The sequence below is a fragment of the Spiroplasma endosymbiont of Dactylopius coccus genome (assembly GCF_977110965.1).
In genome coordinates this window covers 1,731,913-1,756,672 of record NZ_OZ373019.1, presented here as the reverse complement: position 1 = coordinate 1,756,672, position 24,760 = coordinate 1,731,913, and the positions used below count along the sequence as shown (strand labels likewise).

General features: G+C 22.5%; 28 protein-coding genes. 7 read left to right on the top strand and 21 right to left on the bottom strand.

The features are described from left to right. Positions 1-114 precede the first annotated feature (114 nt). Entirely contained in the window at positions 115-1,275 is a 1,161-nt protein-coding gene (locus tag ACXUB0_RS11060; RefSeq protein WP_458257521.1) for an Mbov_0401 family ICE element transposase-like protein, read from the bottom strand. Between the two features lie 73 nt (positions 1,276-1,348). On the opposite strand from ACXUB0_RS11060, the gene ACXUB0_RS11055 reads away from it, so the two are divergent. Then, the gene (locus ACXUB0_RS11055; protein ID WP_458258664.1) at positions 1,349-3,055 is read left to right on the top strand and encodes a hypothetical protein; all 1,707 of its coding nucleotides are present in this window, start codon (positions 1,349-1,351) and stop codon (positions 3,053-3,055) included. Positions 3,056-3,299: 244 nt separating this feature from the next. Continuing rightward, positions 3,300-3,494, top strand: a complete 195-nt coding sequence (locus ACXUB0_RS11050; protein ID WP_458257696.1) for a hypothetical protein — start codon at positions 3,300-3,302, stop codon at positions 3,492-3,494. Here the strand turns inward: ACXUB0_RS11050 and ACXUB0_RS11045 are convergent, their stop codons facing one another. From ACXUB0_RS11045 to ACXUB0_RS10950, 20 genes are all read right to left on the bottom strand, one after another. Beyond that, positions 3,495-5,540, bottom strand: coding sequence for a hypothetical protein (locus ACXUB0_RS11045; RefSeq protein ID WP_458258431.1), 2,046 nt, complete (start codon positions 5,538-5,540; stop codon positions 3,495-3,497). It lies immediately after the preceding gene. After that, the gene (locus ACXUB0_RS11040) at positions 5,491-6,723 is read right to left on the bottom strand and encodes a hypothetical protein (RefSeq protein ID WP_458257693.1); all 1,233 of its coding nucleotides are present in this window, start codon (positions 6,721-6,723) and stop codon (positions 5,491-5,493) included. Before ACXUB0_RS11040 ends, ACXUB0_RS11045 begins: the two co-directional genes overlap by 50 nt. 18 nt (positions 6,724-6,741) lie before the next feature. Then, positions 6,742-6,864, bottom strand: coding sequence for a hypothetical protein (locus ACXUB0_RS11035; protein ID WP_255495889.1), 123 nt, complete (start codon positions 6,862-6,864; stop codon positions 6,742-6,744). 4 nt (positions 6,865-6,868) lie between these two features. After that, positions 6,869-8,941: a hypothetical protein gene (locus ACXUB0_RS11030; RefSeq protein ID WP_458258623.1), complete on the bottom strand. Its 2,073-nt coding sequence runs from the start codon at positions 8,939-8,941 to the stop codon at positions 6,869-6,871. A gap of 3 nt (positions 8,942-8,944) precedes the next feature. Then, positions 8,945-10,642 carry a hypothetical protein gene (locus tag ACXUB0_RS11025; RefSeq protein ID WP_458257527.1) on the bottom strand — a complete coding sequence of 566 codons (1,698 nt, stop codon included), beginning with the start codon at positions 10,640-10,642 and terminating at the stop codon, positions 8,945-8,947. 14 nt (positions 10,643-10,656) lie between these two features. After that, positions 10,657-11,856, bottom strand: a complete 1,200-nt coding sequence (locus ACXUB0_RS11020; RefSeq protein WP_458257497.1) for a hypothetical protein — start codon at positions 11,854-11,856, stop codon at positions 10,657-10,659. A 16-nt stretch (positions 11,857-11,872) separates the two neighbouring features. After that, positions 11,873-12,250 (bottom strand): hypothetical protein, encoded by a 378-nt coding sequence (locus ACXUB0_RS11015; protein ID WP_458257496.1) that lies wholly within the window; start codon positions 12,248-12,250, stop codon positions 11,873-11,875. A 17-nt stretch (positions 12,251-12,267) separates the two neighbouring features. After that, positions 12,268-12,453, bottom strand: coding sequence for a hypothetical protein (locus ACXUB0_RS11010; RefSeq protein ID WP_458257413.1), 186 nt, complete (start codon positions 12,451-12,453; stop codon positions 12,268-12,270). A gap of 1 nt (position 12,454) precedes the next feature. After that, a complete protein-coding gene (locus tag ACXUB0_RS11005) occupies positions 12,455-12,643 on the bottom strand; it encodes a hypothetical protein (protein WP_174481134.1) in 189 nt (62 codons plus the stop codon). A 34-nt stretch (positions 12,644-12,677) separates the two neighbouring features. After that, positions 12,678-12,836, bottom strand: a complete 159-nt coding sequence (locus ACXUB0_RS11000; RefSeq protein ID WP_458257360.1) for a hypothetical protein — start codon at positions 12,834-12,836, stop codon at positions 12,678-12,680. Between the two features lie 15 nt (positions 12,837-12,851). Beyond that, complete coding sequence (locus tag ACXUB0_RS10995) at positions 12,852-13,676, bottom strand: hypothetical protein (protein ID WP_458257494.1); 825 nt, start codon at positions 13,674-13,676, stop codon at positions 12,852-12,854. Further along, on the bottom strand, positions 13,676-13,861 hold the full coding sequence (locus ACXUB0_RS10990; protein WP_458257493.1) for a hypothetical protein: 186 nt from the start codon (positions 13,859-13,861) through the stop codon (positions 13,676-13,678). The genes ACXUB0_RS10995 and ACXUB0_RS10990 overlap by 1 nt, the downstream gene beginning before the upstream one ends. A 131-nt stretch (positions 13,862-13,992) precedes the next feature. Beyond that, the gene (locus tag ACXUB0_RS10985) at positions 13,993-14,229 is read right to left on the bottom strand and encodes a hypothetical protein (protein ID WP_174480108.1); all 237 of its coding nucleotides are present in this window, start codon (positions 14,227-14,229) and stop codon (positions 13,993-13,995) included. Continuing rightward, complete coding sequence (locus ACXUB0_RS10980) at positions 14,229-14,402, bottom strand: hypothetical protein (RefSeq protein WP_458257492.1); 174 nt, start codon at positions 14,400-14,402, stop codon at positions 14,229-14,231. Before ACXUB0_RS10980 ends, ACXUB0_RS10985 begins: the two co-directional genes overlap by 1 nt. After that, positions 14,402-14,557, bottom strand: coding sequence for a hypothetical protein (locus tag ACXUB0_RS10975; protein ID WP_458257491.1), 156 nt, complete (start codon positions 14,555-14,557; stop codon positions 14,402-14,404). The genes ACXUB0_RS10980 and ACXUB0_RS10975 overlap by 1 nt, the downstream gene beginning before the upstream one ends. 121 nt (positions 14,558-14,678) lie before the next feature. Next, the gene (locus ACXUB0_RS10970; RefSeq protein WP_458257490.1) at positions 14,679-14,963 is read right to left on the bottom strand and encodes a hypothetical protein; all 285 of its coding nucleotides are present in this window, start codon (positions 14,961-14,963) and stop codon (positions 14,679-14,681) included. Next, positions 14,963-15,124: a hypothetical protein gene (locus ACXUB0_RS10965; RefSeq protein ID WP_342266587.1), complete on the bottom strand. Its 162-nt coding sequence runs from the start codon at positions 15,122-15,124 to the stop codon at positions 14,963-14,965. Before ACXUB0_RS10965 ends, ACXUB0_RS10970 begins: the two co-directional genes overlap by 1 nt. 3 nt (positions 15,125-15,127) lie before the next feature. Continuing rightward, on the bottom strand, positions 15,128-15,421 hold the full coding sequence (locus tag ACXUB0_RS10960) for a hypothetical protein (RefSeq protein WP_458257489.1): 294 nt from the start codon (positions 15,419-15,421) through the stop codon (positions 15,128-15,130). 2 nt (positions 15,422-15,423) lie between these two features. Then, on the bottom strand, positions 15,424-15,888 hold the full coding sequence (locus ACXUB0_RS10955) for a hypothetical protein (RefSeq protein ID WP_458257488.1): 465 nt from the start codon (positions 15,886-15,888) through the stop codon (positions 15,424-15,426). 2 nt (positions 15,889-15,890) lie between these two features. After that, positions 15,891-16,052, bottom strand: a complete 162-nt coding sequence (locus tag ACXUB0_RS10950; protein ID WP_458257487.1) for a hypothetical protein — start codon at positions 16,050-16,052, stop codon at positions 15,891-15,893. An 894-nt stretch (positions 16,053-16,946) separates the two neighbouring features. Here ACXUB0_RS10950 and ACXUB0_RS10945 point away from each other — a divergent pair. From ACXUB0_RS10945 to ACXUB0_RS10925, 5 genes are all read left to right on the top strand, one after another. After that, positions 16,947-17,819, top strand: a complete 873-nt coding sequence (locus tag ACXUB0_RS10945; protein WP_458258821.1) for an Mbov_0401 family ICE element transposase-like protein — start codon at positions 16,947-16,949, stop codon at positions 17,817-17,819. Between the two features lie 992 nt (positions 17,820-18,811). Beyond that, positions 18,812-21,436: a DNA polymerase I gene (gene polA, locus ACXUB0_RS10940; protein ID WP_458258663.1), complete on the top strand. Its 2,625-nt coding sequence runs from the start codon at positions 18,812-18,814 to the stop codon at positions 21,434-21,436. A 67-nt stretch (positions 21,437-21,503) separates the two neighbouring features. After that, on the top strand, positions 21,504-22,334 hold the full coding sequence (gene mutM, locus ACXUB0_RS10935) for a DNA-formamidopyrimidine glycosylase (protein WP_458258662.1): 831 nt from the start codon (positions 21,504-21,506) through the stop codon (positions 22,332-22,334). 167 nt (positions 22,335-22,501) lie between these two features. Next, positions 22,502-23,629, top strand: a complete 1,128-nt coding sequence (locus ACXUB0_RS10930; RefSeq protein ID WP_458258661.1) for a DnaD domain protein — start codon at positions 22,502-22,504, stop codon at positions 23,627-23,629. Positions 23,630-23,674: 45 nt separating this feature from the next. Beyond that, entirely contained in the window at positions 23,675-24,604 is a 930-nt protein-coding gene (locus tag ACXUB0_RS10925; protein WP_458258660.1) for an ATP-binding protein, read from the top strand. The last annotated feature ends 156 nt before the right edge of the window (positions 24,605-24,760 follow it).

Here is a 24,760-nt window from a genome sequence, read left to right as displayed (position 1 = left end):
TTGTAAAATATTAGTCAATAATAATACTTACTTTTATAATTCAAAAATTCTTATTAATAGTTACTTTAATAAGTTTTATTTTATTTTTGGTTTTTTAAAATCTTTAATTTTAATTTATAATAACTGGATGGTAGTATTTATTTGATAGCATTTAAAATTAACCATTTTTGTATACATATCAATATTATAGGTTCTATCACCAATCATATGCTTTAAAATTTGTTTAATATTAGTTTCAGTAAAGCAACCAATATTTTCAACTAGTGCTTGGTTTAATACACCATCTTTTGCATTAATAAAATAACCAACTTTTAATTTTTTATATTGTAAAGCTAATGATTGTAAAAAATCAATTAATTCATAATATTGGCCTTTTTCAAATAAAGTTATTGCATTTTGATAGTGTAATTTAGCAATTTTATTTTTTCTTCTTCCAGCCATTATACCAAGAAATAAAACATGAAAAGCATGGAATTTATCTAAAATAAATTTAGCATTTAAAATTGTAGCAGTTTTTCTAATTCATTTTGCACTATCTCCACAAACTACTAAATTTGCTTGTTCAAAATTTTCAAAAAATAAATTACCATGTTTTTTAATTAATTGTGCTGTTTTTTCAGCACCAATTTCTGTTTTTGATACTCTTATTTTACAAACTGCTTTTTTATTAATTAATTTTCCATTTTTCTTTTTACCAGTACAAAATACTAATAATCTCATAGAACATTTTTTACAATTTTTAGTATTGTGTTTTTCATTAAACTTAAATTTTCTATGTCCATCATCAATATTTATATATAAAGTTTGATTTTTTTCTAATACTATTTTAGGAATATTAGCTTTTGGTAATTGAAATTTTTGATAGGTTCTACAAACTGTACTAGTACTTATTAAATCATCAATAAAAGTATCACAAACATCACGATACTTTTTTCCATCAGCAAAATACTTTAAAATTTGTTTAATAACATTAGGTGCAAGTTTACTATATTTTTTAACACCAAGATAATTATCTAGCAATGAAACAAATTCATTTTTTTGTGTTTTTTGGTTATATTTTGTACAAATACGTCGTTTATAATTTAATAAACCTTTTTTTGCTTTTAATTTTCGTTTTCTAAATCTATATGATTTATATTCAGATTTATCACAGGTACTTCATAAATAATCATCTATTTTTGTAAATAATTCTTCTGTTTGTTTTAAACTTAATTCATCTTGATTAAAATCATGTTTATCTCAATCAAAATGATTAGAGAATGGTAATATAAACATTTTTTAATGTTCCTTTCTAAATTTTGTTTGTTATAATTTAATTGTATTGCTTATAAAAATTAGGGAGTAAAATATGCCTTTTATTAGTAGTTATGCACAACTGAATAAAAAATATAATCTTAATTTTAGTGATAATAATTATGGTTTTAGTTGAGATATTTTTAAACAATTTGTTAGTGATGAATGAGCAGAATTTTTTACAACTAATTGTTTTTATCGTTTTGTACCAACTGCACGTGGAACAAGAAAAACTTGAAACTGTTTAGCATTTGATTTATTTATATGTTGTAATTTTAGTGATAGTAGTGTTCAAGAAGTAAGAAGATATGAAAATACTCATAGTGAAACGACAATTGGTGCATTAATGAATGTTTGTCAAGTTTTATTAGATACATATAATATTAATTTATTACCTAATAATCCACATGGTATTAAATGAAAAATAACCAAAGATGGTGGATGTATTATTTTTCCTAATAATCAACAAATTGATTTTATTGGTTATGCTAATGGTAATAAAATTTTTGGAAAAGAAGCGGGTGGGTCAAGTTTTTTGGGTTCACGTACTGATGAAATAATAATGGCAGAAGAAAAAGAAACACTAACAGAAAAGCAATTAACATATAGATATGAGCGTTTACAAAATTCTATGTTTAGAAGTAATCGTATTAAAGTTTCAAATGAACCAATTAAAGAATGAAGTTGAACTTTTATTGATAAAAATATATATAGTCCTACTTTTGGAAAATTAATTACTCGTTATTTTTATAAAAGTTTCTTTATTACTTTTACATGTAATCCTTATGATAAATATCACCCATTTTATTTAAAATACTGTACGCCATTTTTACCATTAAATGATGAAATAATTGAAAATCTTAAAAAAGTTGGTAAAGTTTACTATGAAAATAAAGACATATTTAGTGGTTTAGGTTTATTTGTTTTAAGATTTACTATTCAACCTTTTTGAAATAAATTACCTGACATTCAAAAAAGAACATTATTAGAAATGAAAAAAAGTAATCCTGATGAATTCAATACTGTTTATTATGGTTTTGAATTTTTAGATAGTGATGCAACAATTTTTCCTTTTCAAAAAACAGTAAAATATTGACAATCATATGATTTAAAACAGTTTTATAATCAAGAAAAAGATATGTATAAATTTGATTTTTATTCAGTTGGTGTTGATTGAGCAACTGGTCACAAAGACCATACTGTATTTATGGTGGTCGGATTTAAAGAATATAATAATACTGGGTATTATGATGCTTATATTATTTGTGAATTAGTAGTTACTCCAAATGATTTTGTTAATGAAAATGAAAAAATTAATGGTTATGTTAATGAAATTTTAGGATTAATGGATAATTTTGAAAATTTTGAACAAGCAATTTATTTTTATGATGATAAAGCAAGAACAGCAATAGATTGATTAAATCAAAAATTAATAGATGAACATAATACTATTTTAATAACACAAACTGCTATTAAACATACTTCAAATTTAAATCAAGAAGCCGGATTAACTAATAGAGTAGTATGAATGAGAAATATTATGAGTTATGGAAACTTTTATGCTAATAAAAATGATTTACCAAAAACTACTCAATGTTTAGAAGAATTACGTTATGACCAAACCAAAACTAACATTCCTGATAAAAATATGTACCAAGACCCTTACGATGCATTATTTTATGCCTTGTATCCATATAAAAATGTAATTAGGGGTAAAAATAATGCTAGTGTGAAAAAAAGTATCTTCACATTTGCTATATAGTAAACAATTTACATATAATTAATAGTATAGGTATCACAAAATAAACGCCTTTAATTTAGGCGTTATTTTGCATTTAAAAGCATACTTGTAAAAATAATCAAAAACAGTACAATTTATAAGTAAAATCAAGGAAAAAAGGAGAAATTTATTATGAAAACATGAATAAAAACAAATTTAAGTAAAATAACATTAGCATTAGCACTAACTGGTGCAACAACTGGAACAATAGGATTAATCATGGGGGGTGCTTACCCATAATATAGGTACTAATGTTAAACATTATTTAGAACCCAATGGAGAAGTAGTATTAGGAACAACAACTATTTGATGAAATAAATGAGATAGTCCAAATAAAACTGAATTATATTTTTCTAAAATTAAACATCATGATGAAGATATAAAATGAGATGGTACTTATACAGATAATTATTTTCAATAATTAAATTTCAATATTTATATAAGAAATATTTTCATTATATTTATCAAATAAATTAATATTAGTTAAATTTATTTCTTGTTTATCTGTTATTAAAGTTAAATCATAATTTCCAGAACCAAATATGCCACTAATTTCTATCCGATTTAAGTTATTAATCGGGTTTTCAATTTGTAATTCCAAATTACCATTATTATCAATTTGTGAAATTTGTTTATAAAATTCTAATTTAGAAAATAGTTGTGATTTATTAGAACCATATAAATTTAAAATATTTTCAATTTTATTATTACTAATAATTGCTCTTGTAAAATACTTACCATATTCACCATTACCTAATGTTCAATCTGCTGGAATTAATGATGGTATGTTATTACTTTCTAATTCGTTTGTAATAGATAATCAGTTGAATTGATTATCATCTAACTTAAATAATTCATTTTGACTAATATCATTGTTTTTTAATTTAATATTATTTATATCTGTAAAATCAAAATATGAAGACTTTAATATAACTTTTATATCTTTATATTCTCAAATTTTATTTTCATTTGGATGTATTGGCTTTGATTTTAATTCAAAATAATAAGGCAATAAAATTTTATTATCATCATTTAAACCTTTATTAATAGACATACTTGAATAAATATATTTTGATAACATCACAAATATTTGTTTAAATATTTTTACTTGTTCTAAATTTATATAATTTGGATAATCTAATTCTCATTGTTTAAATAAATTAGTAATTACATCTTCTGGTTTTTGTCCTTCAAATTTTGCTCTTAGTTTTGCAATATCATTATTGGGTTTACCAGTTTTATCATCATATGTAGCACCTTCAAAATTTCTATTATAGTTATATGTGTAACTTAGCATATCTAATAATAGTTGTTGTAAACTATCAATTGGTGGTTTATCATTTATTTCAATTTCAATTGAATTAAAGTTCTGTGATAATTCAATAGCAATATATTTACTAGGATATGGTGGGGTTGGTTCTCTATGACTATATAATATATATTGTTCATTCTTTTTCATTTCAAAATCAGCTAATTTTTTAGGTACTGGTGCTGGTCCATCATATTTACCAATTTTAGCATATGTTATTTTTGCATTATTAATAATTTCTTTTCTTGTTTCAGTTCCGCCACCAATAGCAATTAAATCTAAAACTGATTTTTCTTGTCCTATAAATTGCTTTGCTAAATTTCAAGGTAATATTTGTTCGCTAAATCATTGTTGTAAAATTCTAACTTTTGGTTGAGTTTCAATAGGCATTGATAATAATGGAAATGCTATCTTATCCTTGACAAATAATTTTGGGTATACTTCCATATTGTCAACTTCACCAAGTACCTTTATATTGCCAAAAATCATGCTTCTAGGGGCTTTAATTTTTAAACCAGTTACTTTGGTATCTTTATCTAATGGTTTTTGTAATTTAATAATAATTGGATAACCATCTCTTGTTTTAAAATCTTTAATTTTAATAATAGTAATACTTTTAGTACTTCTAGTTTTTGGATTTTGATAAGGTTGTGAATAATTATTAATGATATATAAATTATCAATATTATTTTCAGTTAATGGTTCATTTATACTAACTGCATATAACTTAAATTGATTTAATAAATTTATTTCTTGAAATATTAAATTTTTAATATCAGTCATACTATATTCAATAGTATTATCATTAATATTTGTACTTGCTCTTTGATTTAATTGCATAGTAAAGTCTGATGTTTCAGCAGCAGTAGTTTTTAATACTTTTTCAATATCAATAAAACCAATTTTAATAGTATTTGCTGAAAATCTTAAACTATTATTTTCATTATTTTTAAATAAACGTTCAATTTCATAAATATAAATTGTTCTTTTTTTAAATTCATCGTATGCTCTATTAATATCTGGGTCACTAGTTGCTCTCATCATATTAGTAAAGTCATAAGGAATATTATCAATTAAATAATCATTTTCTACTTCTGCTTGATTAAGTTTAGTTTGTTTCTGTGGAAACTTCGTTTGTGGTTTGTTGTTGTTTTCCATTGTTCTCTCCTATTAATTGGTTATTTTCGGGATTAAATAATTTTAATTTAACTGTTAAATTATTAATTTCTTGTTCATCATTAATATTAAATGTTTTACTATTTAATAAATCTTTATCTAAATGTACTAATATTTGAATAAATTTAAGAATATCAATATTAAATTGTCATAATTTTTGTTCAATATAATTAATAGTTGAAATATTTACAGCTGTACTTTCGGGAACTGATTGTTGTGCAGATTTTTTTTGACTTGGAATATGAATACCACAACGTTTAAATATTTCATTAACATTTCAGTCATATATATCAGTTAAATTTTTACCTTTAAAATTACTACTTGTCATATTGATATTTTCATTTTGTTCATTATTATCTCCACCACTTTTAAAAATATAATTTTTAGTAACTAATATTCTTACAGCATCTTCTAATAAATCTTTTACATTACCATAAGTTGAATTAAAAATAAACTTTGGTGAGTTTAAAATTGTATCTAAAACAATTTGTTCATAAATAACATCTAATGCTTTAATTTTATCCATTACTTTATTACAATCTGCTAGTTCATTTGCTTTATTTCGCATAATTGCTATTGGTATATAGTTAATATTTAGTGTTTGTTCTTGTTCTAAATTTGGATTATTAATGAATGATTTAAAATCTAGTGGAAATTGTTTTTTATTATCACTAATACTATAAATTGCACGATTAATAGTTACTTGTTCATTATTTAATGTATAAATTTCAAATAATCTTACAATTTGTGCATTTTGTTCATAACTATCATAAAAAATAGTACATTGAATTAATTTACCAGTAATATCATAAACTCTTTGTTGTATATCAACTACTTGAAAATATAAATCATCATTAGCAATAAAAATTAAATAACCACTAATTCCTAATTTACTTAATTTAAAAATAGAATTTCAATTTTTTCTATAAAATTCTTGTTGAATTAAATACTGCTTAATAGTTTCGTTGTTAATATCTAGTGGAGCATTATATAAATTAGCATTATTTTCTGCTACAAAATCAGTAAAATATGTTTCATGATTAAAATCATTAAAACCAAAATAACTTAAAATAGAAGCATGTGTACTTTTACCTTTTAAAAAAGTTAATTTAGTTTTTTCTTCATTATTAGTGCTTTTATCTCTTCTTAAAAATCTACCTAACATAATATTCACCACCTTTTTTTAAAATATTTGATTAATTTTTAATACAATTTTTACTATAATAAATATAATTAAACCAGCAACAGCAGAAGATAATAAAACTCCTATTAAACCTAAAATAATTTTTATTATTTTAAAAAACATAATATTATTCCTGCAATTCTTGTAATTTTCATAAATTACCACCACTAATATTCATGTCTTCTCATTTAAAAACATCAATATTTTCATTTCTTGAACATAATAATTGTAATCTTCCACCCTCTTTTATATAAGTACTATATACTGTTACAGTTTGTGGAATACCAGAACCTAACGAATAAACAAAATCAGTAAATGTATAAATATCTGGTAATATTATTTTTTGTTGTCTTGGATTTAAATTAAATCATATACGATATAATTTATTTTCTTTACAATCATATCTAATTTCTTGATTTTTTATACCAGTAGTACTAATATTAAAGGCTACATCTTTTCATTTACCAATTTTTAAATCTTTTATTTTTTTAATTAATTCATTAATAGCACCAGCAATAGTTTTATCACTAGTTTCTAAATTAGCAATTTCAGTACCAAAAGTATTGAGAACAAAAGCATATTGAAATTGTGTTTTATCTATTTTATCTTCTAATTCTTTATCTACTTCTTCTTTTTTATAATAATCAGTTAAATCTGGGATATTTTTATTTAATGTTCTTAAATTAACAGCATCTTGTGGTTGTGTAGGGTCTGCTATATAAACAATTCTAGTATTATTTGAAGTAATAATTCTTTTTTCTTTAGGTTGAATAATATTAGGCGAATTAGGGTCTATTAATCATAATGATTCACCACTTCCACCAGTAGCACTAATAGTATTAGTTTTTTCATCAATTTTAATATTTTCACCAGCAATTAATTTATCTTGTTTTTTATCTAATAAATTATTAGTTTCTAGTTTTGTATAATAATCACGTTCAGTATTTTCTTCTGCTATAAATTCAGTTGGTGTATCTATTCCTTGATATTGATATATTTCTTCTATATCACCAATTAAATTAATTTTTCCACGTTCAGGATAAGAATTACCGCCACCACTAAATTCTTTCTTTTTATTGTTATAGTAAATCGTTCCGGTATTTAAAATTGTTTTATTTTGGATTTGTTCACTATACGTCATGGAATCAACATTTAGCAATTCAAATTTATTAAAAACATTATTTAAATAAATTTTAATTACTTTATAAAATTTCATAAAGTTATTTTCTGTTGAATATTGATAACTGATTTTAATAAAATATCATTTAAATATTTCTATATTATTATTTTCAACTTTTTTTCATAAAGGACTAGTTTCAATATTAAATCAATTATTTTTAACATCATTAATATTTTCATTTGCTTTAATTAATTCAGTATTTAATTTGGTAATTTCATTTTCATTAGTAGTAATTCGTTTTTGTTGTTTAGCCGAAAAATCACAAGTTGGTGCATGAGTAAAATCACCAATTTGTGGATTATTTTGTAATGCTTCGGGTGGTAATGTACCAATTTCATCAGGTCAATCTAAAATCATTGTTTCAGTTTCTTTATCATAATCAGTTGCAACATAACCTTTATTAACAAATTTACTAACAGGACCTCTATATATTTCATTTTCATTATCATCAACTAAATCATCATATAATTTAATTTGTTTTGATAATGTAAATTCTTTTTGCTGTTCAATTAATTCATCAACTTGATTTCTAGTATAAAATGATTTTAAATCAATTTTTTCAACATCTATTTCATCATCATTATAATTTGATAATATTTGTTTTAATTCTGTTAGTCTTGCCAATATTTTCATTCTACTTGGTGCTAAATCTCAAACATTAATTGTAGGAATACTATTTGCACTAAATTGACTACCATTATTAAACTGAATAGTAGCATCAACATTAAATTCAATTGGTGTACGATTAAATACTCAATGTTCAGCGGTTACAAAAACCATATCTCTTAATGTTTCTTTAATTAATTCATCTTTAAAACTATCAAAAGGAAATTTAGATAAAATAAAACCAAGATAAGCATTAATATCATTTTGAGCACGAATAGCAAAAGTTTTAAATCAATCATTAACATTTGGTCATGTTTGTATATATTGCTGTGGTGTTTCTGTAATTTTTCCAGTTAATGGATATCAGTTATTATAATTTTCTAGACTGACACCAGTTCAAAGTTTATTAATCATATTTTATCATTCCTTAAAAAATGCTTTTTTATAATGTTTAGTTTTTGTTTTAGTTTTTCTATGTGATATATGTATAATTTCTTTTTGTAATTTCTTTTTACCTTTTTTTACAACTTGACTATATGCAAATTTTTCTAAATGATGTAATAATCCAGTACCAAATACAGTATTTACTGAAAATTTTAAACCAACACTTTTAAATGATTTATTAATATTTTCAATAGGATTATTAATAACATTTGCTACTTTATGATAAGTTCTTACGATTCTAAATATTTCTCTATATACTTTAAAACTATCTCTAATTATTTGTTGAACAACCGGCGGAGCAAATGCTATTGCTTTTAATCATTTATTTTGATTAACTCCATAACCAATGTATCAACCACTATATCAACGATATCAATGGAATGGATGTATTTGAGCAACAAAAGTTTCTGCTTTAAGAATACTATCAACAACTGTAATTGGTTTATATTTAGGATTACGATAATAAATAGTAATTGCACATTTATCTAATGATAAAGGTTGAATTTTACAACCCATAAATACTGGTGAATTTAATGGAATTAATTGTGCATGTTTAATTGCTCTTTTTTCTGCACTAGTAAATAAATCAGTTGCTTTTTCTTTTAATTTTTTAATTTTCTCAAATGCTTGCTTTTCTAACTTTTCAAATTTTTCTTGTAATTTATATATACTTTCTCGTAATTTTTCAAAATATGATGTATTTTTTCAAAATTTATTTAAACCTTTTTTTAAATAAAATCTAATATCCAAATATTTAAAAATTTTATTTGCATTTAAAACAATCTTATGAATTGAACTTTTTTTAAAATTAAATTTAATAGCATTAGCACGAATTTTTTGTAAATCTAAAATTAAAGTTTTTCCATATCTATTTTCTGTATGTATTGTATGAACTAAATTTAATCAATCATGTTGATTCATAGATAGTACTTTTTTTAAATCAGTATTATATTTTTTTAAAAAATTATTTGCTTTTTCAATATCTTTAATTTTAAACTTTGGAGTTAATTGAGGACTTAATTTTGTTAATGTATTTTGTAATAATAAGTAATCTTTTAACTCTTGTGCTTCTAATTTTTGAAAATTATTTTTATATTGTCTTTCAGCAACATAACCTAAATCTCGTAATACTGTTTCACGATTAGGAGTAAAACTATAATTCATTAAATAACGTTTATTACCAATAATTTTATCTGTTAAAATTTCTTTTCCACTTACTTGACTTATAATTTCTTGTAAGTTTTTTGCTTCTTTAATTCCAACTTGTTCTAATGTTTTAGTTTTTTCTGCTAATTTAATAAATTTAGTAGTACGATAACCACGACTAATTTTATTAAGTCCAGCAAATGCAGGAAGTATATTAAAGAAAGTATTTAATTTTGTTACATTTCCTTTTAAATAATCATAAACTTGATTAATAGTAAAATCAGTTAAAAACTCTACACCAACAGCACTAATACTAGCAATTAAATCACTTGCACCTAATCCAAGTGCTACGCTTTCACTTAATCCACCAGTAAAAGGAGCAAGTGCTACTGCTATAACTTGTACACCAATCATTTCTAAAATTTCTCATCAAAAACTTTTATTTTCTTGTTGGTTACTTGTTCTAGTATGTTTTGGTTTATTTATGTTTAAAAGTATTGCTGTACTAGTTGTACCGATTGGCATGGTATTAATTTCCTTTATTTAAGAGTTATTTTAATTGGATTTGTTGTTCCTTTATAATTTAAGTCATTAACATTTGCAGTAATAGTTATATATAAGTCACCTGCTTTTTGTTTTTGATTACTTACATTAGTTTTTCCTTGTGCGTCACTAAAATATTTAATAGTTGGATTTGTTAAATTTGGATTTAATGATTTAAGTTCATTAGTACTTTTTATTTGTGTATTTAATTCACTATTATTGTTATTAACATTTGCAGTAATATCAGTTGTTAAATTTGTAATTTTAGTTTTTAAATCAGTTTTATCAGTATTAATAATTCCACATGCCATTCAACGTGATGTTGTTTCATTATTAGAAATATAAGGTATGGCTTGACCTGTAACTTCTCCACCAACTAAATACATTCTTCCAACTTTACCATCTGCCACTTCTTGAACATAAATAATTGTATCTTGCAACATATATCTTTTCATTGCTCTTGGTGTTGCTAAAACAAATGACATAATTTCATCATCATTTTTATCATTTTTAAAAGTCATATAGTCATCCATTACAATTTGACATAAAACACCTTTAATATATAAATCATTACCATTTAATCTTAATTGTTGTGCAATTTCATTATCAGTAATTAAACCTTTATTATCTGCCAAATAAACTATACTATCATAAAGAGAATTAGTAATAAAGAATCTACAATTTGCAATATTTCTATATTGAAATAATGTATTTCATGCCCCCAACATTGCTTCTACATATTTAATTGCTTGTGCTTTTGGTTCTGTTGATTTTTCAATCATAAATTTAATTGCATATTTTGCAATTACATTAGTATTGTTATTAGCTAAATAATCTGCTAAATCATTAGCAACTTCATATTGCATACTTTGTAATAAATTTTGACCATTTTCTGCTAATAAATCTTTTGCTGCAATTGTTTCGCCAGCAACGGCTTCTTCTGTAATTTCTTTAATAATTTTATCTGTATCAGCATATCCAACATCTATTCTTTTACTTTTATCATTTCATTGAAGAACTTTAACTTTTGGGTCTTTTGGTTTTTTAACTATAAATTCAATTCTTGTTGAATTAACCATTTCGATAGGAAAAAAACTTGCCCACGGACTATTTGATTGTTTAAAAAATTCTATAAATTCTGGTGCTTCTACTAATTTTTCGGTATTATCTAAATTTTGTTTGAATGGTACTGCCATTTTTTATTTTCCTTCCTTATAATTTATTTTTATTTTTATAATCCAATAATGTACTTTTTATTGAATTTGGTTGATTTGTTATTATTGTTTGTGGTTTGCCACCTGTATTAATTGTTTCTTTAAATACTGGTTGTTCTTTAATCATTTTTTTAATAGTTTCTTCAATTTTTGAATTTTCTATATTACTTGTTTTAAATTTTAAATAATCATAAAATTCAGTTTTAACTTGATATTTTTTAAATATATTAATAATTTCTTTTTCTTTAATTTCTTGATTAAGTTTATTTAACTTATTTTCTGCTTCATTAACTTTATTTTCTATTTCTTGTGAAGAAGCATTATTTTCAGTTAAAGGTTCAGTTGTTTGTTGAACATTATTTTCATTTTCTAACATTTAACATTCTCCTAATCTTATCCCAATAATCAATCTTTAACTAATTGTGGCATTTCACTTATTAGTTTTTTATAATCATTAACAGCATTTTCTAATATATCAATATCAGAAAATTTAAAACAATTTCCTATATCTAAATCAAAATCTCTATCAATTTTGATATTATTTTTTCTATATTTTTCATTAAATTCAATTTTTGTCATATTATTTTTCTCCTTTATTAATTTTTTCATTTAATTTTGCTAATTTTTTTTGATGTTTTATAATTTTGTTATTTGCTCTAACATGTTTTGGAGTTGTAATAAATCTTTTTAATAAAACAATAATTTCTCTGCAAATTAATGTTCCAACACTTGTTCCAATAATTATTAATTCATGTAAAAATTCTTTCATCTCAATATTTTCCTTTCAATTATTTATTTTTTAATTATTCATCAAATTGACCACCATTAATTCTTTCAATCATTGATTGTGAATTACTTATAATTTTTACTAATACAGATATTTCTTTATTTAATTGTTCCATTCTTTCTTTATATGATTGTATTTCTTGATTATAATATTCAATTATTTTTTCTTTATTCATTGCTTTTCACCCCCTTTATAAACTCATGTGATTGTAATCTCAATTTAATGAAGCATTATCAGTATTTAATGGTACTTCGCTCATATTATCACTACCGTATTGACTGGTTGTTTCACTATTAATTGAAAATCTATTATCATTAATTAATCTTGTAGTTTCATTATTAAATGTTGTTTCTTGCATTTCTTCAACATGATGATTTGTTTCCATAGGTAATAAATTATGAATAATTTCAGATGCCCCAGCAATAATGGTAGGTACTGCATAAGCATTATTAAAATTATTATTTATACCCATAGCAACACCAGTACTAATCAAACATCCACCAGTTGCCATATTACAAATTTTTCTTATTGTTTCAAATTTATTAGGTATTAACTCAGTTAATCCACTAATAAGATTTGAAATACCATAAGCATTTAAACTAATATATGTATCTCAATCCATTAATGACTGATTATCTTGTTTATCTAACAATAATCATGGTGGACCCTCAGTTGTAGTTGTAGTAGTTATTGGAGTTGGTGTTGTTGGAATAATAGGATTAATATTATTTTCTGTTCATTTACTATAATTTGCTAAACCGATTGTTCCTAAACCTAGTAATATTTTTTTAGAACTATTAATTAATTTTGTTTTAGTATTTGGTCTTTGATTTAAATTTCAAATATCTAAACCTAATTTTTTACCAAATAATAAACTATTAATTGAACCTAATACTGGATTTGCAATTACTTGACCATAATAAGCACTTGTACCAATCATTGCACAAATAGGACTTATACCAGTTCTAATTAATTTAGTTAATGTATAATTTGATTGATTTTCTATATTTGGCATTATTTAATTTCTCCGTTCATATTCAATAATTTTTCTAAAACATAATTAGTTTTATCAAAATTTATAATAAGTCATTTTTTTGTTTCTGAATGATTGTTAGTAACATTAATTAACTTTTCTATCGTATCGATTAACTCTTTTTTATCTGCTTTATCAAAAATGACTTGTAAAATTTCATCTAACATAATTTAATCTCCTTTATTTGTTTTTATCAGTTCTCTTATAACATCTAATAAGGAATCTACTACATAAGAATTTAATTCAAATTCATAATTTCTAATTTTAATTTTTTCTTTTTGCATTTATTTGTTCTCCTTTAATTTTCTAATTTTTTAATTGTTACTTTAATTCAACCTTGATATACATCATTATCACCAACTATTAATGCAACATTACTTTCGGGGTCAGAAACAATTATGTGTTTTGATTTAACATTTGGGTATTGTCTTAAAATAATTGCTCTAATATCATTACTTGTATGAATTGCTTTTGGAAATGGTGATAATATTTCAATTTCATCTTTATTTTCAAACAAAGTAGGTAATATTATCATTAGTCAAATTCTCCATTTTCTATTTTTTCTTTTATAGTATTAATTGCTAATAATATCCCGTAATGTGTATATTTATCTTGTTCATTTTTAAATTCCATAAAGTGATATTCATTATCAGTTTCCATATTTTTATAATATTGATTTAAATATTTAATTAATTGTTCTTTATTCATTATTTATTCTCCTTATTTAAATAATATCAACCAATTAATAAACTATCTGCTTCATCATGATTTGATATTGTTATATTTCAATTATTAGTTTTTATTATCATTATTTTTAAAACAATTTTGACAATTTGGTCAATTATAATTTTCTTTACAATCATTACACATTTTCATTTAGTTATTTCTCCTTATTATTTTTTGGATGTTGAAATTGAACAGCTAAACAATCATTACAACGAAATATTAATTCAATGCTTACATCTTCATGTTTACAATTAGTCATTAGTTAATTTCTCCGTTTTCTATTTTTTTAATTAATAAACCAAAAATTCCTTTAAAATTTATATTTTTAATATGTTCAAGTAATTTTTCTTTATTAATACAATTTTTATGTCTTGATTTATTAATTTCATCAACTTTAATTCTATGTTCTTTACAGTATGCTCTACCATATTCATCAAATTGCTCTTCTGTTATATTTTCACATTGTATTTGTTCAAAATTTTCATCATGTGGTGGTATTAAACTAGTAAATTTAGTAGTTTGACTAAATGTACATCTATTCATTATTTTTTCTCCTTATTTTCAATTTGATTAGCAATTTCATTTAATATTTTCAATACTTTATATTCATTTTTTAATTCTTTAATAATAAATATTAAAAATATTATTAGTGTTATACTTGTTATTAATATCGGTACTATTAATAAAATTTTTCATAATATCATTTTTTACTCTTTTCATTTTTTAAATCATTTAACATTAATTGAACAAAATGCACGATTTTTAGGAATATTTAAAGTATTAAAGATTTCACCAGTTACTATAATTTCATCGTTTTTGTTTAATAAAATACAGCGTCTATAAAGTTTTGGTTTATTAAAAATTAAAGTAACATAGTTTAATCCATTTCATTGACCACGAACACTATAATATAATTCTTTATTACCTTTTTCGTAATATTTTGCTTCAATAGTGTTACTAAGTTTTACTGTTAATTTGACATAATTTGTTTTATCTTTCATTTTTATAATTTCCTTAAATAATTGTCAAAAATTAATATTTTTTTATGATTTTTTAAATAATATTGAATATGCTTATATGCATCTTGTTCATGTTTTGTTAATTTTATATTTCCTTTATAATTTGTTATTTTATTTTTATTTTTTGGTTGGTTTTCTAGATAATCTCAATTCATAACATCTTGTACTAATACCATTAATGAACCAATAATTTTAGGAGTTGCTAATGGATTAGTTAATAATTGTTTTGAATTTAAAAAGAAATTTTCTACAATAACTAATATTTTTTTATCAATAAATTTTTCTTTAATTAATTGAAATTTTTCTTTATAAATATTTTTAGTTCATAAAACAGTTAATGTATTGAATGTTTCATTAAAAACAATATTATTAGTTTCATTTGAATATATAACAATTCCATTATTACCAATACCAGCAGGGTCAATTCCAATAATTAATTCATATTTCATTATTAATCAAATTCTCTGCATTGTATTTTATTAATTAAAATTTTAATAATATCAATTGAACCTTTTAATTTATTTAAATAATATATGTCTTTTTCTTTATTATATTGTTCTATATCACTATCTAAAATTAAATTTAATCAACTAATTAATTTTTGTTTATCCATATTTATACCTCCTACTTAACCTAATATTTAAAATACAGTCATAACAAATTGCTTTACTATTTTTATCTCTTAAAAAATATTTTCTTGTTTTTATATCATTAGTATTAAAGAATAAATAATCTAATTTATGTTGTTTACATGTTCAACAAAAATACTTTTTCATAATAATTCTTTCTAATATATTCTGTTGCTTCTAGCATAAAGAATATATATTTTGATTTTTATATTATTAATACTATTAGTTTTATTCATTCCAGAAATTCTGGGCTCAAAAATAAATTGTGAAATTTTAAAAAACATTGAGGCATTCGATTCAATATTTATTTAATTTGTGTTAAACAAATTAATATTTTAATTGAACCGGCACCGCTCAATTTTTTTTACAAGTTTGAAATTTATTTTCTCGCCCAAAAATTTTTTCAAAAAAAATAAAAAATAAAACCAACACTTGCTCACTGGGGAGTGGCAAGGTTGGTTAAATAAAGAATAGAATTAATACAATAGGTCCCTACAACAGGTCTATATATACTAGTTTCCAATTCGCTCCCACCCCAAGAATTACCATTACTGGTTAATATATTTTATTAGGTATCACTCCACTTTTTATTTATTCATGCAAGTCCACATGCTCTAGCTACTATTTTTAACAACTGTGTTGTAGTTCACTTTTTTAGTTCCCTAACACGTGTTGATAATAGCGTTAAAGAGGGTTATTAATTATTAACTTTCTCCTACTTGGTCACTGCGTGTAGTAGATATTTAAAGAGTGTTAATAATAAAAATTTTAAAATTTTACAATTACAAAAAAAAGACAAGATTTTTATTCTCGTCTTTTGTCATTTATTTTTAATTCAAGGGTAAAAAAAGAAAGGAGCTATTTTTAAAACTTTTTAGTTACCGACATCTTCGGTACGCTCCCAACAAATTTTAAAGTATTTTGCTGATGGAAAAAAGTATCGTGATGTTTGTGATACTTTTATTGATGATTTAATAAGTACTAGTACAGTTTGTAGAACCTATCAAAAATTTCAATTACCAAAAGCTAATATTCCTAAAATAGTATTAGAAAAAAATCAAACTTTATATATAAATATTGATGATGGACATAGAAAATTTAAGTTTAATGAAAAACACAATACTAAAAATTGTAAAAAATGTTCTATGAGATTATTAGTATTTTGTACTGGTAAAAAGAAAAATGGAAAATTAATTAATAAAAGAGCAGTTTGTAAAATAAGAGTATCAAAAACAGAAATTGGTGCTGAAAAAACAGCACAATTAATTAAAAAACATGGTAATTTATTTTTTGAAAATTTTGAACAAGCAAATTTAGTAGTTTGTGGAGATAGTGCAAAATGAATTAGAAAAACTGCTACAATTTTAAATGCTAAATTTATTTTAGATAAATTCCATGCTTTTCATGTTTTATTTCTTGGTATAATGGCTGGAAGAAGAAAAAATAAAATTGCTAAATTACACTATCAAAATGCAATAACTTTATTTGAAAAAGGCCAATATTATGAATTAATTGATTTTTTACAATCATTAGCTTTACAATATAAAAAATTAAAAGTTGGTTATTTTATTAATGCAAAAGATGGTGTATTAAACCAAGCACTAGTTGAAAATATTGGTTGCTTTACTGAAACTAATATTAAACAAATTTTAAAGCATATGATTGGTGATAGAACCTATAATATTGATATGTATACAAAAATGGTTAATTTTAAATGCTATCAAATAAATACTACCATCCAGTTATTATAAATTAAAATTAAAGATTTTAAAAAACCAAAAATAAAATAAAACTTATTAAAGTAACTATTAATAAGAATTTTTGAATTATAAAAGTAAGTATTATTATTGACTAATATTTTACAAGTGTTAAGATTAACATACAATTGCATATTGAAGTCAAAATTATTCTCGTCTAACTTTATAATTTTAAGACAAATTTGAATATTATTGACAACATCGGTATGCTCCCAAATTTTTACTAACAATAAACACTCCATTAATGCACCAATATTTTTTATAAAACTAAGATAAGTAGGGTAAAATTATTGCAATTTTTCCAAAAATATTTATCAAAAAAATAAAAAACTTATATAGAGTATGAATATATTTTTCAAAAAAAATGAAAATATAAATTATTTCTAAAAATAATAACAAATTTCCTTGCAATTTAAATATTATTTGTTATTATTCTTATAAGGATTTAGATAGGCTAGGTCCTTTAAAATTAAGGTAATATGTCAAAACATTATTCAATTATAATATTTTTAAATATAAAAAATTTAAAATTAATCTAAAACCCCTAATTTAAACTCTATAACCCCAATAACCTTAATTTTTATTTATAAATAACCCCCCTTTTTTATAAATGACATATTACCTTAGCAATAATTCTTGTGTAGACAAGAGCTGAAAAGCTCTTGTTTTTTATATATAAAAAAGAAAAAATGAATTTAAAAATTAAAAATTGAATGTTATAATAAAAGTTAAGGATTTATTTATAAATATCCTTAATATTTAAATAATTAAGTTACAGAACTCTAATCACTATAAATATAATAATTCTCTTAAAATTAACCCTAAAACCTTATATTTATAATGTTTTCTACACAATTAAATCTGTAACTTAATTATTGTTCGATAGCAAGAAAAAAATCTTGTTTTTTTTATATGCTAATTTTTTAATTTTATATGAAGTTATACTTACTTATTGTTATAATAATTTTATGAAATTAGGTGAATAAATGAAAAAAGCATTAATTATTGATGGTAACAATTTATTATTTAAAGCATATTATGCTACTGCATACCAAGGAGTTAATCTACATTCGCTACAGGGTATTCCAACTAATGCCGTCTATGCTTTTATTAGAATGTTGACTAAGTACTTAAAATCTAACAACTATGCTAGTGTTTTTGTTGCATTTGATGCTGGTCGTAAAACATTTCGTCATGAAACTTTAGCAACATATAAAGGAAAAAGAAGTGAAACTCCGGTTGAGTTAATTGAACAATTTAATTTAGTTAAAATTTTTTTAGACTTAGCACAAATTCCTTGGGGACAAATAAATAATTATGAAGCTGATGATATTATTGGCAGCATTGTTAAAAATAAAATTGCTAGTAATTATCAAATTGATATTATGAGTAGTGATAAAGATTTATTACAACTATTAGATAACAATATTAAAATTCTTAATCCACAAAAAGGGATGAGTGATTTAAAGGTTATTACTATTTCTACATTTCAATCAGAATATGAATTATTACCTTATCAAGTTACCGATTTAAAGGGATTAATGGGTGATAGTTCTGATAATTTACCTGGCATTAAAGGAATTGGTCAAAAAACTGCTATTAGTTTATTAAAAGAATATGACACATTAGAAAACATTATTGAAAATGTAGAACAATTAAAACCAAATGTTAGTAAACTAATTAAACTTAACTTTAATAATGGTATTATTTGTAAACAACTAGCACAACTTAATTTAAATACACCAATTACTGGTAATTTAGAAACGTTTAATTATAATGTTGAAAATTTAAATAATGAAAAGTTACAAGACTTTTACAAACAATATAATATGAACTCTTTATTAACACAAGACACTAATCCTAAAACTAATAAAAATAGTACATCTCACGTTCAAATTATAAATAAGTGAAGTCAAGAATGAAATTGTGATTCAAATTACTTATGATTAGAAATTTTTGGTGATAATTATAATCGCGATAATATTATTGGTTTTGGTATTAAAAATGAAAAAGGAACATTTTATATTAATAAAATTAATGCAATTAATTGTTCTAATTTTCAACATTTCTTACAAAATAAAAAACTACAAAAAATAACTTGAGATTTAAAAAAGGTTATTATCGCAGGACTACGTTTAAAATTAATAATAAATAATATTATTTTTGACCATATGTTAGCTGCTTACCTTCTTTATGCTAATGAAAAAATATTACCAGAAAACATTGCTGTTATGCTCAATGTCAATGTTAAAGATAATTTAAGCGCTGATGATTTCTATGGCAAAGGTATTAAAAAAAATATTCCCAATGATGAAAAAGAAATAGCTATTTTTTTAGAAAAAAAATTAAATTTTTTAACAGATTCTCATCTCATTCTTATAAAAAAATTAAAAGATACTAATAACTGAAATTTATATAAAGAGATTGAACTACCTGCTGCTTTTGTATTAGTAAATATGGAGTGTAATGGTGTTAACATTGATCAAAAAAAATTAAAACTACTAACTAATAAAACTTTACTAAAAATCCAAGATTTAGAATTACAAATTAAAAAAGAAAGTAATAGTAATTTAAATCCAAATTCACCAAAACAAATTAGTGAATACTTATTTAAAGAATTAAAATTACCTAATTATAAAAAAGGTAGTACTGCTTTTGAAGTTTTAATTAGTTTAAAAAATCAACATCCAATCATCGATATTCTTTTAGAATATCGTAAATTACAAAAATTATATTCCACTTACTTACTTGGTTTACAAAAATATATTTTTGATGATGGTAAAATTCATAGCATTTATAATCAAGTACAAACCAGTACTGGCAGGTTATCTTCATTAGATCCTAATATGCAAAATATTAGTATTCGCGATAAAGAACAAAGAGAAGTTCGCAAAATCTTTATTCCAAGCAAACCACATACTAAAATACTATCCTGTGATTATTCGCAAATTGAATTAAGAATATTAGCTCATATTAGTGAAGATGAAAATTTAATTAAAGCTTTTCAACAAAAGCATGATATTCATCGCGAAACTGCAAGTAAAATATTAAATATACCTTTAGCAGAAGTTACTAACGAACAAAGACAAAATGCAAAAGCTATTAATTTTGGCATTGTTTATGGCATTTCTAGTTTTGGTTTATCACAACAAATAGGAATTAAAGTTGAAGATGCTAAAATATTTATTAATAAATATTTTTCGGTTTTTCCAAAAATTAAAAGTTATATTAATAATATAATTGATTTTTGTGAAAAAAATGGATACGTTCAAACAATTTTTAATCGTAGAAGAGAAGTAATGGAAATTACAAATAAAAATAAGGTGATTCAAAATTTTGGTAAACGAATAGCAATGAACATGCCAATTCAAGGTAGTGCTGCTGATATTTTAAAATTAGCAATGAATAAAATTTATGAAGAAATAAAAAAACAAAATATTGATGCAATATTAATTGCACAAATTCATGATGAATTAATTTTTGAAGTTGAAGATAATAAAGTTAATGATGTTATTACTAAAATTACTAAAATTATGTCTAATTTTACTAAATTAAAAGTTCCCTTATTAATTAATACTAGTATTGGTGATAACTGATTTGAATTAAAATAAATTTTTAAAAATTTATTAATATTTAAAATAAATTAGTTTATTATATTTTATTGGAAGGAAAATAAAAATGCCAGAATTACCCGAAGTTGAAACTGTTCGCAAAACTTTACAACCACTTTTAACTAATCATAAAATTATTGGTGTTAGAATTCTTTTAAATAAAATTATCAAAACACCAAGTATTGAACAATTCAAAAAACAAATTATTGGACAAACAATAAATGATGTTCAAAGAGTTGGTAAATTATTAATATTTATATTAGATGATTATGTATTATTAAGTCATTTACGAATGGAAGGAAAATATTATTTTCAACAAAATAATCAATCAATAAATTGAAAACATGTCTTATTAATATTAGAATTAGACAATAAATACGAATTAAGATATCATGACACAAGACAGTTTGGAACCTTTCATTTGCAAACTAAAAATGAATATCAAAACATAAAACCTTATATTAATATTGGTCCAGAACCTTTTAATAAAAATGTTACTGCTGAATATTTAAAAAATAAATGAAAAAATAAAAGTCAAAGTATTAAAGCAACATTATTAGAACAAAATGTTATGAGTGGTTTAGGAAATATTTATGCAGATGAAGTATTATTTTATGCTAGTATTCATCCACAAAGTATTACTAAAAATTTAACACTTAAACAATTACAAGAAATCATTAATAAAGCAAGATTTGTGCTTGATAAATCAATAAAACTTGGTGGATCAACAATTAGTAGTTATACTTCAAGCCTTGGTGTAACAGGTTACTATCAACAAGAATTACAAGTTCATACTAGAGCAAAAATGCCTTGTTTTAAATGCCATACTATTATCAAAAAAATAAAAATAAACCTTCGCGGAACTTACTTTTGTAATCACTGTCAAATTAAATATTAACTGTGGAAAACTCAAAAGTATATATTAATAAAGAATATTTTTAATAAAAAAAAGTGGAATAAATGTTGATAAGTATGTGTTTTAATCATTTCACTTTATTTATATTCTTTATGTGCATATAATTATCATACCATGAAAGAAATGGATAGTAAAAAGAAAGTTAGGGAATGAATATGAACAGAACAATAAATGATATTGATATTTTTAAGTTGAACCAATCAGAATATATTAGTAACGAAGATTACCAAATTTTATTTATGTTATATCAACCAATAATTGGTATTGAAGCAATAAATTTATATTTAACTTTAGTTCAAGAAAAGTTATTAACAAAACGTATTAATCTTGATTTCAATCATGGACGAATTAAATCTTTATTAAAAATAACTTCCACTCAATTACTTGTTGCTTTCCAACAACTTGAATCTGTTAACCTTATTAATACTTACTACTATTCTTTAAAATCTACTTACATTTATCAATTGTGTTCTCCCTTATCTGCTGATGATTTTTTTGCTAATACCCATTTAAACTCAGAACTACTTAAGCAATTAGGAACTTTAAATTACGAAAGACAAAAATTTTATTTTTTGAAAAATGATATTGAAATTACAGAAAATTATGTTAATATTACTCAACAGGAAAATACTATCCCTCAATCTTTAAAATTAAAAACAGCACTTAATAATATTTATGCTAAACAAGAACAAACATCAATTTCTAGAGCAATTTATTCATTTCAAAATAAAAACCAAATTAACACTATGAAAGTTAATTTAAATTCTAATGGTAATACAATTATATCTAAAGATAATTCTGATGTTATTAATACCACATTAAATTTAATGCAACAAAAATTACCTGAAGAATATTTAAAAAATTTAACTGGTAAAATACCAACTGATAAATTAAAAACAACACTAGAAATATTAACTAATAACTTTCAATTAAATAATGCTGTAATTAACTGCTTAATTGAATACGTTTGATTTAAAAATAATAAACGTTTAGAACCAAACTATATTATTAAAATTGCTGAAACATTTCAAGAAAATCAAATTAATAGTATTGATGATGCTTTATCTCATTTAAAACTTGCTTATGCTCGTAGCAAAAAAAATCCACAGCAACAATTTCAACAAGAATCATTATGATCTACTACAGAACAATCAACAACAAATAATTTCAATAAAAAATTAATTAAAAAATATAAGGTTGATAATATTAATAAAAAAGATATAACATTAACTCAAGAAGAAATAAATAATATTTTAAAGGAATTTGATGCTCATTAATTTAATTATTAAAAAACAATATTATTAAGTAAGGAAATGATTATCATGAAACTTAAAGCGACAACTATCTTAAAAGAAAACATTAACAATGCTGAACTTCATGACTTTATTAAAAAAAGCAACTTAACTAACAGCAAACTAGAACAATATGTTGATTTATTAAAAACTTATATTGATAGCTACAATTTATGTAAAAAACGAGAGAATCTTAGCAAATGTCTACAAAATGTTAAAGGATATCGTTATAAACTAGTAATGTTACCTAATCAAAAAATAAGTTTAGTACTAACGGATTGTCTTCATTCTATTAATAGATCTGTCCAACAACAAGTACATAATAATTTTTTAATTAAATACTATGATGATAAACTTTTATCACTTTCATGAAGTAAAAATTTTAATGCCTCAACTAATGCAAGAAAAGAAATCATCCAGTATTTACATCAATCTTTAAAACACAAAAGTTATCAAGGTTTATACTTATATGGTGACACAGGTAGTGGCAAAACTTTTATTTTTATCTTATTTGCAAATAAATTAATTCAAAAAAATCAAACTGTTTGTTTTATTGTATGACCTGAATTTGTTATGGACATTAAAAAAAGTTTTAAAAATGATACTGATACTAATCAGCAAATTGAACAATTAAAATCATGTGACTTATTATTTATTGATGATTTAGGCGGTGAAACTGTTAGCGCTTGAGAGCGTGATGAATTATTATTTAGTATTCTTAATGCACGAATTTTACCATTAAAAACTACATTTATTAATTCTAACTATAGTATTAGTGAACTATATCAACATTATTATTTAAAAAATAGTAAATCAGAAGAAATTAAAGTTAAACGTTTATTAGAGCGTATTCAAACTTTAACTATACCAATTGAATTAACTATTGAAGAATCACAAACTACCATTGAAAATAATAATATTGACAATATTAATAATGAAATAGAATATATACCAATATAAATTTCATAAAAAAATAAAATAATGAAAACTATAATTAAAATAAAGGAAATAATTTACTAATAAAATAAATGTTTTATAAATAAATCCATATTTTATGACAAATATTAACAATATTTGTTTATAATATACCTAGTCATTAATCAATATAAAAAACAA